The organism is Kribbella aluminosa (assembly GCF_017876295.1).
In the GTDB taxonomy this organism is placed as follows: domain Bacteria; phylum Actinomycetota; class Actinomycetes; order Propionibacteriales; family Kribbellaceae; genus Kribbella; species Kribbella aluminosa.
Genome location: NZ_JAGINT010000001.1, coordinates 1,455,927 through 1,468,138 on the forward strand (window position 1 = coordinate 1,455,927; position 12,212 = coordinate 1,468,138).

General features: G+C 68.0%; 12 protein-coding genes. 5 read left to right on the forward strand and 7 right to left on the reverse strand.

Translation table 11 applies throughout. The annotated features are described in order from the left end of the window. The first annotated feature begins 6 nt into the window (after positions 1–6). The gene (locus JOF29_RS07285; RefSeq protein WP_209693458.1) at positions 7–969 is read left to right on the forward strand and encodes an HpcH/HpaI aldolase/citrate lyase family protein; all 963 of its coding nucleotides are present in this window, start codon (positions 7–9) and stop codon (positions 967–969) included. A gap of 46 nt (positions 970–1,015) precedes the next feature. Here JOF29_RS07285 and JOF29_RS07290 read toward each other — a convergent pair whose 3' ends face one another. Both JOF29_RS07290 and JOF29_RS07295 read right to left on the reverse strand, forming a co-directional pair. Continuing rightward, positions 1,016–1,630 carry a VOC family protein gene (locus tag JOF29_RS07290; RefSeq protein WP_209693459.1) on the reverse strand — a complete coding sequence of 205 codons (615 nt, stop codon included), beginning with the start codon at positions 1,628–1,630 and terminating at the stop codon, positions 1,016–1,018. A gap of 40 nt (positions 1,631–1,670) precedes the next feature. Further along, a complete protein-coding gene (locus JOF29_RS07295) occupies positions 1,671–2,330 on the reverse strand; it encodes a peptidylprolyl isomerase (protein WP_209693460.1) in 660 nt (219 codons plus the stop codon). Between the two features lie 151 nt (positions 2,331–2,481). Between JOF29_RS07295 and JOF29_RS07300 the strand changes: the two genes are divergently transcribed. Together JOF29_RS07300 and JOF29_RS07305 are read left to right on the forward strand one after the other, a co-directional pair. Next, positions 2,482–3,891, forward strand: a complete 1,410-nt coding sequence (locus tag JOF29_RS07300; RefSeq protein WP_245357477.1) for a serine/threonine-protein kinase — start codon at positions 2,482–2,484, stop codon at positions 3,889–3,891. A 91-nt stretch (positions 3,892–3,982) separates the two neighbouring features. Continuing rightward, positions 3,983–5,173 carry an acyl-CoA dehydrogenase family protein gene (locus JOF29_RS07305; RefSeq protein ID WP_209693462.1) on the forward strand — a complete coding sequence of 397 codons (1,191 nt, stop codon included), beginning with the start codon at positions 3,983–3,985 and terminating at the stop codon, positions 5,171–5,173. A 91-nt stretch (positions 5,174–5,264) separates the two neighbouring features. Here JOF29_RS07305 and JOF29_RS07310 read toward each other — a convergent pair whose 3' ends face one another. Together JOF29_RS07310 and JOF29_RS07315 are read right to left on the reverse strand one after the other, a co-directional pair. Then, positions 5,265–6,287: an ArsR/SmtB family transcription factor gene (locus JOF29_RS07310; protein WP_209693463.1), complete on the reverse strand. Its 1,023-nt coding sequence runs from the start codon at positions 6,285–6,287 to the stop codon at positions 5,265–5,267. 204 nt (positions 6,288–6,491) lie between these two features. Beyond that, positions 6,492–7,598, reverse strand: coding sequence for a magnesium and cobalt transport protein CorA (locus JOF29_RS07315; RefSeq protein WP_245357478.1), 1,107 nt, complete (start codon positions 7,596–7,598; stop codon positions 6,492–6,494). Between the two features lie 76 nt (positions 7,599–7,674). On the opposite strand from JOF29_RS07315, the gene JOF29_RS07320 reads away from it, so the two are divergent. Continuing rightward, entirely contained in the window at positions 7,675–8,205 is a 531-nt protein-coding gene (locus JOF29_RS07320; RefSeq protein ID WP_209693464.1) for a YflT domain-containing protein, read from the forward strand. Between the two features lie 108 nt (positions 8,206–8,313). Next, positions 8,314–8,820 carry a MaoC family dehydratase gene (locus JOF29_RS07325; RefSeq protein ID WP_209693465.1) on the forward strand — a complete coding sequence of 169 codons (507 nt, stop codon included), beginning with the start codon at positions 8,314–8,316 and terminating at the stop codon, positions 8,818–8,820. Positions 8,821–9,147: 327 nt separating this feature from the next. Here the strand turns inward: JOF29_RS07325 and JOF29_RS07330 are convergent, their stop codons facing one another. Genes JOF29_RS07330 through JOF29_RS07340 form a run of 3 tightly spaced genes read right to left on the reverse strand, consistent with a single transcriptional unit; the run spans position 9,148 to position 12,208 of the window. Then, a complete protein-coding gene (locus JOF29_RS07330; protein WP_209693466.1) occupies positions 9,148–10,443 on the reverse strand; it encodes an alpha-L-fucosidase in 1,296 nt (431 codons plus the stop codon). Between the two features lie 18 nt (positions 10,444–10,461). Then, positions 10,462–11,292: a carbohydrate ABC transporter permease gene (locus tag JOF29_RS07335; protein WP_209693467.1), complete on the reverse strand. Its 831-nt coding sequence runs from the start codon at positions 11,290–11,292 to the stop codon at positions 10,462–10,464. Continuing rightward, positions 11,282–12,208 carry a carbohydrate ABC transporter permease gene (locus JOF29_RS07340; RefSeq protein ID WP_209693468.1) on the reverse strand — a complete coding sequence of 309 codons (927 nt, stop codon included), beginning with the start codon at positions 12,206–12,208 and terminating at the stop codon, positions 11,282–11,284. The genes JOF29_RS07335 and JOF29_RS07340 overlap by 11 nt, the downstream gene beginning before the upstream one ends. Positions 12,209–12,212: the final 4 nt, after the last annotated feature.

Sequence of the window (12,212 nt, forward strand, 5' to 3'; positions counted from 1 at the left end):
CGACGGATGACGGACAAGGGTTTGCGGAGCAGGCGGTCGTGTCTGGCCACCCCGGGGTCGAACCCGCGGTTCCTGGAGAAGGCGAAGGGGCTGGACGCGGACCAGGTGTTCCTGGACCTCGAGGACTCGGTCGCACCGCTCGCCAAGCCGGACGCCCGGAAGAACATCGTCGCCGCGCTCAACGAGGGCGGCTGGGGGAACAAGATCCGCGTCGTCCGGGTGAACGACTGGACCACCGAGTGGACGTACGCCGACGTGATCGAGGTCGTCGGCGGCGCCGGCGCGAACCTGGACTGCATCATGCTGCCGAAGGTGCAGACCGCCGAGCAGGTGGTCGCCCTGGACCTGCTGCTCACCCAGCTCGAGAAGGTGCACGGGTACGAGCCGGGACGGATCGGCATCGAGGCGCAGATCGAGAACGCGCTCGGCCTCACCAACGTGAACGCGATCGCTACCGCCTCGCCGCGGGTCGAGACGATCATCTTCGGCCCGGCGGACTTCATGGCGTCGATCAACATGAAGTCGCTGGTGGTCGGCGAACAGCCGCCCGGGTACGACGTCGGCGACGCCTACCACTACATCCTGATGCAGATCCTGATGGCGGCCCGCGCCCACGACAAGCAGGCGATCGACGGCCCGTACCTGCAGATCAAGGACGTCGACGGTTTCCGCCGCGTCGCGGGTCGCTCGGCCGCCCTCGGCTTCGACGGCAAATGGGTCCTGCACCCCGACCAGATCGCCGCCGCCAACGAGGTCTACTCCCCGCGCCAGGAGGACTACGACCACGCCGAGAACATCCTCGACGCCTACGACCACTACACCTCCGCCGCCGGCGGCGCCCGCGGCGCGGTCATGCTCGGCGACGAGATGATCGACGAAGCCAGCCGCAAAATGGCCCTCGTCATCTCCGCCAAGGGCCGCGCCGCCGGCTTCACCCGCACCAACATCTGGCAGCCGCCCGCCGACTAGCACCACGTCCGTGATCCGTACGCCGGTCTTGTCCTGCCCGCGCTCCTCAGGTCGTGGGGACCGCCTGGGCCATGATCGCCAGCAGGTGGCCGTCAGGGTCGGGGAAGAATGCCATCCATTCCTCGACGCCGTTGTCGTGTTTGTGGATGAGGTGCGGCGCCTGCTCGAATTCCACGCCGCGGGCGCGGAGCTCGTCGTACGCCGTCTGGATGTCGTCGACCCGGAAGTAGAGGATTGATGGCTGGGCCGGCTCCTCGGTGGCGCTCAGGAACAAGCGGGTCCCGCCGCAGTCGAAGAAGGCGAGATCGCCGAACGTGTAGAGATGCGGCAGTCCCAGCACCGTCCCGTAGAAGTCCACCGCCACGTGAATGTCCCGCACCGGGCGGGCAATCTGCCCGATCACACCTAGCTCCATGGGTTGGGCTCCTTGTGCTCGCAGGGGGCTGTCGGCGGGTACGCCGCGCCAGCCGCGGAGTTCGGTCCGGCGAGTCAGGCCGAGCTTCATCAGCGCGTTGGCGACGTGGAACTTGACCGCGTCGACGCTGACTCCGCGCCGGCGCGCGATCTCCTGGTTCGACATCCCGTGCCGGACCGCGTGCACGACCTGCCACTCGGCGGGCGTCAGTACGTCGGGATGCCGGGGCCGGCCTCGTGTACCCACGGGCTCACGTTAGCCCCGGCGACCGCCGAATTACCCTCCCCTAGAAGGTCCAGACCTTGAGGATGCGGATGGGCTTGACCGGTGGGCCGTCCTGGTCGGGGTCGGCGATGCCGGCGGCGACCATGCGGTCGAAGGTGGACATGCCGGCGATCACGTGGCCGAGGACCGTGTAGTTCGGGGCGATATGGGCGAAGGAGTGGACGACGAAGAACTCCGAGCCGTTGGTGCCCGGGCCCTGGTTGCCGTAGGCAACGGTGCCGCGGTCGTAGGTCTCCTTGCCGGTGACCTCGTCGGGGAACTTGTAGCCGGGGCCGCCCTCCTCCTGGCGGTAGATGTCGCCGCACTGGAGGACGCCGAGCCGGGCCGAGTTCGTCAGCCGGAAGCACTGGGTGGCGTCGTAGAACCGGCTCTGCACCAGGTGCACGAAGTTGTGTACGCCGCACGGGGCGTTCGCGCGGTCCATCCGGACCACGAACGGGCCGTAGTTCGTCACGAAGTACACGTCGACCGTGCCCTTGGCGCGGGCGTTCGCGGACGGGATCCGGACCGGCTTCGCGGCCGGGTTCTCCGGGGTCGGGGTGAACTCGCACTTCACTACCGGGCGCGGGTGCCGGTCGGGCGCGGCGGACGCGGTGGTCGTGGTGAGAGTGGTCAGCGTCGTCGCGACCAGCACTGCCGCGATCAGGGCGGGGAGTTTCATCCACCCACCGTAGTACTCCGATCGCTGTCCGCAGAGGTTTCTGAACCTTTTCGTCGTGGACTCGATCATCCGCGATTCGCCGCCTAAGGTGATCCGGTCCGCTGCGGAAGGTGAGTGTGTGAACGGCGAGGTACTGGTAGGTCGGTACCGTTTGCTGACTCTGCTGGGCAGGGGCGGCGCGGGCGAGGTGTGGCAGGCCGAGGACACGGTTCTCGACCGGCAGGTGGCGGTGAAACTGCTCCGCAGCCTTGACGGCGACCCGATGGATGCCGTCCAGCGGTTCCGGGCCGAGGCTCAGTCAGCCGCTCGGCTGACCCACCCGAACGTGGTGGCGACGTACGACGTCGGCACCGAGGGCGACCGCGTGTTCCTGGTGATGGAGCTCGTCCAGGGCCCGGACCTGGCGAAGCTGATGCGTACGTCGGGACTCCCGCCCGCCGAGCTGGTCGAAAGCATCGCGACCCAGGGCGCCCGCGCGCTGGACGCCGCGCACGAGGCCGGCATCGTGCACCGCGACGTGAAGCCGGGCAACCTGCTGCTGGCACCGGACGGCACGCTCAAGATGACCGACTTCGGTATCGCCAAGCGTGCCGGCAACGAGACGACCGGTCTGGGCGTCCTGCTCGGTACGGCGTCGTACGTGTCGCCTGAGCAGGTCCGAGGCGAGCCGGCAACGCCTGCCAGCGACTGGTACTCGTTCGGCTGCGTCCTGCACGAGCTCCTGACCGGTACGCCGCCGTTCACCGGGCCGACCGCGGACGTGGTGATGCGGCAGCACCTGGACACACCACCTCCGCCCGTGACGCGTACCGACGTACCAGCTCAGCTGGCCGGCCTCGTCACGCACCTGCTGGCTAAGAACCCGGCCCAGCGGCCGTCTTCCGCCCACCAGGTGACGGCGCTGCTCGCGCCGAGCAACCAGACCCAGGTGCTGGCCTACACCCCGGCCGAGGTGGTCGGGGTCGGGACGTGGGAACAGGACGAGCCGCAGACCAGCACCCACCGGGCGCCGAGCGGTGGGTTCCCGCTGGCGAAGGCCGGCATAGCCGCCGCCGTGCTGGTGGCTGCTGTGCTGGGCGCGCTGCTGTTGCGGTCGGGTGTCTCCAACGACGCGCCGGCACAGGCGGGCGGTACGCCCTCGGCCCCGGTGCAGAAGGTCACGGCCGCGCCCAGGACAACAAAGCCGACCACACAGAAGCCCACGCCTACGCCTACGCAGACCACGCCCACGAAGAAGCCGACGCAGGACCCGCAGACAGTCCTGGTGCAGCGGCTGCGGACACTGGCCGCACAGGTACGCGCAACCCAGCAGGGGAACGGGAATCGCAGCAAGGCTCCACGTGACGCAGCGAACCAGCTGGACCAGGCTGCGCAGGCGGTCGACCACGGTGACCTGCAGGCCGCCGCGCAACACTTCTACGCCGCCGGGCAGCGTCTGGCCGAGGCACGGCAGCGCCACCGCTGGCAGGCCACGCAGCAGGTCGCCTCGCTGTTCTCGACCATCGGGCAGTCACTTCCGCGGCCGAACGGTGACAACCACGGGAACAACAACAACGAGTGAGCCACGCGACCTTCCCCAGGTGGTCGGTGTCACAGCGAGTGTCACGCTGGTACCAGGATACTCACTGGTACGCAGGCCAAGGAGGCGCAGCATGAGCAGGTTGCAGCAGACTGACGGGCTGACCGACATCCAGGAGGAGATCCTGAAGACGGTCCGGGCCTTCGTCGAGGCGGAGATCCTCCCGGTCGCCACCGAGCTCGAGCACCGCGACGAGTACCCGACCGAGATCGTCGAGGGCCTCAAGGAGCTCGGCCTGTTCGGGCTGATGATCCCCGAGGAGTACGGCGGACTCGGCGAATCGCTGCTCACCTACGCCCTGTGCGTGGAGGAGATCGCCCGCGGCTGGATGAGCGTCTCCGGCATCATCAACACGCACTTCATCGTCGCGTACATGCTGCTCCAGCACGGAACCGACGAGCAGAAGCAGAAGTACCTGCCGCGGATGGCGACCGGCGAGGTCCGCGGCGCGTTCTCGATGTCCGAACCGGGCTGCGGCTCCGACGTCGCCGCGATCAAGACCAAAGCCGTAAAGGACGGCGACGGCTACGTGATCAACGGCCAGAAGATGTGGCTCACCAACGGCGGCTCGTCGAACCTGGTCGCGGTGCTGACCAAGACCGACGAGGGCGCGGAGTCGGTCTACAAGAACATGACCACTTTCCTGGTCGAGAAGGAGCCCGGGTTCGGCGAGGTCGACAAGGGCCTCACCATCCCCGGCAAGATCGAGAAGATGGGCTACAAGGGCGTCGACACGACCGAGCTGATCTTCGACGGCTACCGGATCGACGGCGCCCAGATCCTCGGCGGCGTACCGGGCAAGGGTTTCTACCAGATGATGGACGGCGTCGAGGTCGGCCGGGTGAACGTGGCCGCGCGCGGATGTGGGGTCGCGCGGCGGGCGTTCGAGCTCGGGATCTCGTACGCGCAGCAGCGCGAGACGTTCGGCAAGAAGATCGCCGAGCACCAGGCGGTGCTGTTCCGGCTGGCCGACATGGCGGTCAAGGTCGAGGCCGCGCACGAGCTGATGGTGAAGGCGGCGCGGAAGAAGGACAGCGGCTCCCGCAACGACTTCGAGGCCGGCGTCGCGAAGTACCTGGCCAGTGAGTACTGCTCGCAGGTCGTGGAGGACTCGTTCCGCATCCACGGCGGGTACGGGTTCTCGAAGGAGTACGAGATCGAGCGCCTCTACCGCGAGGCCCCGATGCTGCTGATCGGCGAGGGAACGGCCGACATCCAACGCATGATCATCGGCCGCCGCCTGCTGGAGGACTACAAACTCTAAGAGGGCGTCTGAGCTGCCCGGCGCGCTGGGTCGACGGGCGGGGCGGTGCCGGTCGGCCCAGCGCGCATTGGGGCAGGGCTCGGGGGACGCGCTAGGCGGGTGCTCGTCCGGGGATGGGGGTCGGGACCCGGCCGGAGCCGTGGCCGGAGAGCAGCCAGATGCCGAGTTGGGTGATCTCGTGGCGGACCGAGGCGCCGGAGCGGCGGGTGGTGATCAGCCCGGCTTCCCGCAGTACGGTCGCCTGGTGGCTGGCGGCCGCCGGGGAGATCTTGCAGCGCTTCGCCAGCTCGGTCGTCGTACAGCCGCTGACGGCCGCCTCCAGCGCGGCGGCCCGGGTCGATCCGAGCAGGGATCCCAGCGGGTCGCTCGACGGTGCGGCGTCCATCGACGCCTGCCGCAGGATCCCGGGCGCGTGCTGGATCGGGTAGACCAGGATCGGTTTCAGGTCCGGGTCCCGCAGCTTCGTCGGTACCTGCCAGCAGAACGCCGAAGGCTGCAACTCGATTCCCCTGCCATCGAGATACAGATCGCGGTCGTTCATGTCCAGCACCTGCAGCACCGGTGCGACCCACCGGACCCGCGGATGCAGCGACGACAGCAGCCGGTGGACGCCGAACCGCGCCAGCGTCTCGCCGCGGTGCGCGTGGTCGGCGGACACGTGGGTGCCGATCGACTTCCAGTACGGCCGGATGGCCACGTCGTGGTACGTCCGGATCGCCCGGCCGAGCTTCTGCATCGACGTACTGTCGCCGTGCGCGAGCTCCCGTGTCCACGGCGACACCGGGCGGTACTTCTTCAGCAGGTCGAGCTGGCTGCGCACCTGCTGCCGCGGGGTCGCCAGCGTCTGCTCGAGCGCGGTGTCGAAGTCCGGCGCGGACTCGGCCGGTGTCAGGAAATCCGGCGAGTACCCGCGGGCCGGGGTCAGCTCGAGCAGCAGCCGCATCTGGTCCGGGCCGACGGTGGTGCGCACGTGGCGCCGCCAGTCCTCGAAGATCAGCCGGCCTTCCGAGTGCTGGAGCATGTGCAGGCTCAGCAGCACCTCCCAGAGCGGTGCCGGCCTGGTGGCCACCGTGACCCGGGTCAGGTCGCGCGGCGTGAAATGGATTCGCAGCATCGCAGTCCCCTCCCGTTCCTCGCTGTCACCGCGTCCCCCGGCGCCGATCGCGGAAAGTAGTGGTTTCCTGACCGAACGCGACTCCGGAATTCAATCAAGGCAGCGGAGTGGGCGACAACTGTTTGAACATTCCAATCAGGTAGTACTCCTGGCCATGGCAAAAGGTTGCCACCTCACCTCAACGCGTTCAGCGGCGCCGGAGGTTCAAAGCCAGTGGTTCCGCTTGAACAGTCGGTAAAGGGTGAAACAAGCGCAGGCCATCACACCGAGCACCACGAAGTACGCGTACTTCAGCCGCAGCTCCGGCATGTAGTCGAAGTTCATCCCGTAGATCCCGGCGATCATGGTCGGTACGGCGAGGATCGCGACCCAGGCGGAGATCCGGCGCATGTCCTCGTTCTCGGCGACCTGCACCTGGGCCAGCCCGGCCTGCAGGATCGAGCTGAGCAGCTCGTCGAACGAGATCACCTGCTCCTTCACCCGCTGCAGATGGTCGTCGACGTCGCGGAAGTAGTTCCTGGTCTCGTCGGCGATCAGCGGGTGCCGCGCCGTCGCCAGCGCGCGCATCGGCCCGGTCAGCGGCGCCACCGCCCGCTTGAGCTCCAGTACCTCGCGTTTCAGCTGGTACACCCGGTCGATGTTCCGCCAGCCGCGCGGCGTGAACATGTCGGTCTCGATCAGGTCGATGTCGGCCTGTACGGCGTCCGAGACCTCCAGGTACCGGTCGACGACATGGTCCGCGATCGCGTGCAGTACGGCGCCGGGGCCGGTCGCCAACCGGTGCGGCTCCTTCTCCAGGTGCTGGCGGAGCCCGGTCAACTCGCTGTGTTCACCGTGGCGCACCGTGACCACGAAGCCGGGGCCGCAGAACACCATCACCTCTCCGGTGGCCACCACCTCGCTGGTCGCGGTCAGGTCCCCGTGCGGGACGTACGTGACCGTCTTGAACACCGCGAACAGCGTGTCGCCGTACCGCTCGAGCTTGGGGCGCTGGTGTGCCTCGGACGCGTCCTCCAGCGCCAGCGGGTGCAGCCCGAACTCGGCGCCGATGATCGCCAGCTGATGGTCGGTCGGCTGGAACAGGCCGATCCAGACGAACCCCTGCCCGCGACGGGCCCGGTCGAGTGCCTCGGTGTACGACGCGACCCGGTGGTCGCGGACACCGTCCCGGTACAGCCCCCAGTCGACCAGGGCGCCCTCGAGCTTCCCGGTGACCACCTCGTCCGAGGGCCGTCCGGCAGCGCCGCCGCGGCGGGCGAACACTCGTCCCACACGGCGTGTCGCGCCCATGTCCCATCGTCGCCCGGCCATCAACGGCGAGGCTATCAAGACGTGGTAACCAGCCGTCGGCAATGATGGGGGTGCAAGCACGTGGAGAGGAACGACGATGACCGCGCAGGGCATGCCCTCGATGGACCCCAGGCCGACCGGCCTCACGATCGGGACGTACGACACCTACCGGGAGGCGCAGCGAGCAGTCGACTACCTCTCGGACGAGAAGTTCCCGGTCGAGCACACGACCATCGTCGGCAACAACCTCCGCCAGGTCGAGAAGATCACCGGCCGGCTCACCTGGAGCAAGGCGCTGACCGCCGGAGTTGCCAGCGGCGCCTGGTTCGGGTTGTTCGTGGGTCTGTTGCTGGGGCTCTTCACCACCAACAACTGGATCGCGGCGGTGCTGACCGGTGTGGTGCTGGGCGCCTTCTTCGGGCTGGTGTTCGGCGGCCTCAGCTACGCGCAGTCGGCCGGCCGGCGGGACTTCACCTCGCGGACCGCCGTGGTGGCGACGACGTACGACGTACTCTGCGACTTCAAGTTCGCGGAGGAGGCGCGCAACCACCTGGCCAAGCTGGCGCTGAAGGGCGAGGTGCACCCGCTGCTGCCGGACCACACGGCCCAGCAGCGCACGCAGGACTGAGAGGCGTCTGCCCGGGTGACGTAGATCTCGCCCGAGTGAGAGCCAGACCACGGTCCGGATGCGCCCGGACCCGGCAGCATGGGGAATCCAGAACCTAGGAGGACCGCGATGCAGTTCGGGCGCAGCTACGAGGAGTTCGAGGTCGGGGCGATCTACAAGCACTGGCCGGGCAAGACGGTGACGGAGTACGACGACCACCTGTTCTGCCTGCTGACGATGAACCACCATCCGCTGCACCTGGACGCGAACTACGCGGAGGAGACCACCCAGTTCGGCAAGAACGTTGTGGTGGGCAACTACATCTACTCGATCCTGCTCGGGATGTCGGTCCCGGACGTGAGCGGCAAGGCGATCGCGAACCTGGAGATCGAGTCCCTGCGGCACGTCGCGCCGACCTTCCACGGCGACACCGTCTACGGCGAGACGGTCGTCCTGGACAAGTGGGAGTCCAAGTCCAAGGACGACCGCGGCGTCGTCTACGTGGAGACCAAGGGCTACAAGCAGGACGGTACCGTCGTCTGCCTGTTCCGCCGCAAGGTCATGGTCCCGAAGAACAACTACCTGGAAGCCCGCGGCGGCGAACAACCCGGCCGCCCGACACCCGCCGCCGACTGACCCCCCACCTCAACCTCCACGCCCCGGCTCCACTTCCACGCCCCGGCTCCACCTCTACGCCCCGGCTCCACCTCTACGCCCCGGCTCCACCTCCACGCCCCGGCTCCACCTCTACGCCCCGGCTCCACGCCCCGGCTCCCGCCGCCCGTCCGAGACCGTTTGAGGGGTTAACCCCCGAAAGGGGCCCTTCGCCCCCCGCATGCGAGAGGTGAAGGGCCCATCTCAGTGGTTAACCCCTTAAACGCCAGCCGCCCGACCGGCCGGGTGGGGTGGGCGGGGTGGCCGGCCGGGCGGGGTGGCCGGCCGGGCGGGGTGGGCGGGGTGGGGTCAGTTGAGGAACAGCTCGATCACCGGGACCAGCACGTTCGGGCGCTGGATCGGCAGCGTCAGCGTCAGCGTCTCGGACGAGACCCCGCCCATGGTGGTGTTCTGGGCCTCCTGGTGCGGGTCGCTGACGACGCGCTTGATCTCGGACGCGTCGTTCAGGAGCTGGGCGTACTTGACCTTGCCGGCCAGGCCCTGGAGGTGGATGTGACCCATCGGCCAGGAGAACAGGTGCAGGTAGAGGCGGTTGCCCTTCTGGGTGAAGCGGCAGTCCACCGGGGCGGTGTAGTCGGCCGGCCGGGCGCCGCGGATCGAGCGTTCGTGCAGGTGCATCCATTCGCCGATGTCGGCCAGCGTCGCCAGCGCGCGCGGGTCGAACTCGCCGCGGCCGGTCGGGCCGACGTTCAGCAGTAGGTTGCCGTCCTTCGAGACCGAGTCGACCAGCATCTTCACCAGCGTCTCCGGCGACTTCCAGTCCAGGTTGTCGCGGTCGTACCCCCAGCTGCCGTTCAGCGTCTGGCACGCCTCCCACAGCACCGGTACGCCGTCCCGCTCCATCGGCGCGTCCGGCTGGTACTGCTCCGGCGTCACGAAGTCGCCGGGGATGTCCAGCCGGTCGTTGATCAGGATGTCCGGCTGCAGCTCCCGCACCATCGCCATCAGCTCGACGGATCGCCAGTCGTCCCGCCCCTTGCCGTGGCCGTCGCGCCCGTCGGGGTAGTTCCGGCCCGGGTACGAGAAGTCGAACCACATGATGTCGATCGGCCCGTAGTTCGTCAGCAGCTCACGGGTCTGCGCGTGCAGGTAGTCGGCGTACACCTGGACGTCCCGCCCGGCCGCCTTCGCGATCGCCTCCTCGTCGTCGCGCTGCGGGTGCATCAGGTCGATCGGGAACTCGGGGTGGTGCCAGTCGATCAGCGAGTGGTAGAACCCGACGCCGAGCCCCTCGGCCCGGCACGCCTCGACGAACGGCCCGACCAGGTCCTTGCCCCAGGCGGTCTTCGCGACCGTGTAGTCGGACACCTGCGAGTCCCAGAGGCAGAAGCCCTCGTGGTGCTTCGTCGTCAGTACGGCGTACTTCATCCCGGCCTCGCGGGCCGCCCGGGCCCACTTGGCCGGGTCGTACAGGTCCGGCTCGAAGTGGTCGAAGTACGGCTGGTAGTCCTCGTCGGTGAGCCGCTCGCGGTTCTTCACCCACTCGTGGCGGGCCGGCAGTGCGTACAGCCCCCAGTGGACGAACAGGCCGAACCGCCAGTCGCGGAACTTCTCCACAGAAGCCGCGGGAGGCGTATCAGTCATCTCAATTCTCCTTAAGGGTTAGCGGCCGCCCAGACCGGTGACGAGCAGGCCGCGGACAAGGTGTTTCTGCAGCAGGACGACAAGCAGCACGGTCGGGATCATCGCCATGATCGAGGCCGCCATCATCAGGTTCCACTGGGTGCCCTGCTGGCCGATGAACTGGGCCAGGCCGAGTGGGACGGTGCCCTTGTCCTCGACGCTGTTCACGATGATCAACGGCCACAGGAAACTGCCCCAGAAACTGATGAAGGTGAACACGGTCAGTACGGCGATGGCCGGCCGCGCGAGCGGCAGCATGATCCGCAGGAAGGACCTGAACGGACCGCACCCGTCCACCCGCGCCGCCTCCTCGAGCTCGGCCGGGACGGTCAGGAAGAACTGCCGGAGCAGGAACGTGCCGAACGCGGTGAACGCCCACGGCAGGATCAGCGCCCAGTAGCTGTCCACCCAGCCGAGCGACTGCATCAGCCAGTACATCGGCACGATCAGGACCTCCTGCGGCACCATCAGCGTACCGAGGAACAGCACGAAAAGTTGCTCCCGGCCCCTGAATTTCAGCCGTGCGAAGGCGTACGCCGACATGCTCGACGCGCAGACCACGACCAGCGTCCCGGTGACCGCGACGAACAGGCTGTTCAGGAAGTACTTGCCGAACGGCGCGAACGTGAACGCGTCGGCGTAGTTCTGCCAGCGGAGCTGCGACCCGAACAGGTGCGGCGTCGGGGTGAACACCTCGTCCGCGGGCTTCAGCGACGTGGAGACGGCGTACACCAGCGGGCCGAGGAAGACGATCGCGACCGCGATCAGCAGCACGTGGGAGACCACCCGGCGGAGATTCTCAGACGTCATAGTTCACCCACTTCCGCTGGCCGACGAACTGGATCGCGGTGATGCCCATGATGATCACGAACAGCACCCACCCGGCCGCCGACGCGAGCCCCATGCTGAGGAACTGCCAGCCCTGGTTGTAGACGTACATGACGATCGTCTGGGTGGCGACACCCGGACCGCCCTGGGTGAGGATGAACGGCTGCGCGAACACCTGGAACGAGGTGATCAGCGTCATCGTGGTGGCGAAGAACAGCGACGGCGTGATCATCGGCCAGGTGACGTACCGGAACCGCTGGAACGGGCCGGCGCCGTCGATCTGCGCCGACTCCAGCTGCGACTGCGGCACCTGGTCGATGGCCGCGGAGAAGACCAGGAAGTTGTACCCGAATCCCTGCCAGATCGACATCGCGACGATCGCCGGCATCGCCCAGTTGGAGGAGCCGAGGAAGTTCGGCGCGTGGATCCCGAACCAGCTGCTCAGGCCCGCGTCGAGCAGTCCGCCGGGCTGGAACAGCAGCCGCCAGACCATCACGTTCGCGACCATCGGCGTCATCACCGGGATGAAGAACAGCACCCGGAACGCCTGCCGGCCCTTGATCTTCGGCCCGAGCCAGGTCGCCAGCCCGAGCGAGACGATCACGTTCAGCGGCACGTACAGCGCCACGAACAGCCCGGTGTTCAGGACCACGCGGCGGAACACCGGATCGCTCAGCAGATGCGAGTAGTTGCCGAACCCGAGGAACTTCCGCTCGCCGAACACCGGCCAGTCGAACAGGCTGATCGCGAGCGCCATCGCGGTCGGGAACAACGTGAACAGTGCCAGCCCGCCCAGGCTCGGGGCCAGGAACACCGACGCGTAGCGCCCGTCCTTCCGGAGCGCGGGCCGGCGCCCCGACCGAACGTTCTCGGCCGGGGCGACGGTTTCGTTCAGCATGACC

What these genes read in the sequence shown, in the direction of transcription:
- JOF29_RS07285 (WP_209693458.1), top strand. Translation starts at nt 7, where the DNA reads ATGACGGACAAGGGTTTGCGGAGCAGGCGGTCGTGTCTGGCCACCCCG.
- JOF29_RS07295 (WP_209693460.1), bottom strand. Translation starts at nt 2,330, where the DNA reads ATGAAACTCCCCGCCCTGATCGCGGCAGTGCTGGTCGCGACGACGCTG.
- JOF29_RS07305 (WP_209693462.1), top strand. Translation starts at nt 3,983, where the DNA reads ATGAGCAGGTTGCAGCAGACTGACGGGCTGACCGACATCCAGGAGGAG.
- JOF29_RS07310 (WP_209693463.1), bottom strand. Translation starts at nt 6,287, where the DNA reads ATGCTGCGAATCCATTTCACGCCGCGCGACCTGACCCGGGTCACGGTG.
- JOF29_RS07315 (WP_245357478.1), bottom strand. Translation starts at nt 7,598, where the DNA reads ATGGCCGGGCGACGATGGGACATGGGCGCGACACGCCGTGTGGGACGA.
- JOF29_RS07320 (WP_209693464.1), top strand. Translation starts at nt 7,675, where the DNA reads ATGACCGCGCAGGGCATGCCCTCGATGGACCCCAGGCCGACCGGCCTC.
- JOF29_RS07325 (WP_209693465.1), top strand. Translation starts at nt 8,314, where the DNA reads ATGCAGTTCGGGCGCAGCTACGAGGAGTTCGAGGTCGGGGCGATCTAC.
- JOF29_RS07330 (WP_209693466.1), bottom strand. Translation starts at nt 10,443, where the DNA reads ATGACTGATACGCCTCCCGCGGCTTCTGTGGAGAAGTTCCGCGACTGG.
- JOF29_RS07335 (WP_209693467.1), bottom strand. Translation starts at nt 11,292, where the DNA reads ATGACGTCTGAGAATCTCCGCCGGGTGGTCTCCCACGTGCTGCTGATC.
- JOF29_RS07340 (WP_209693468.1), bottom strand. Translation starts at nt 12,208, where the DNA reads ATGCTGAACGAAACCGTCGCCCCGGCCGAGAACGTTCGGTCGGGGCGC.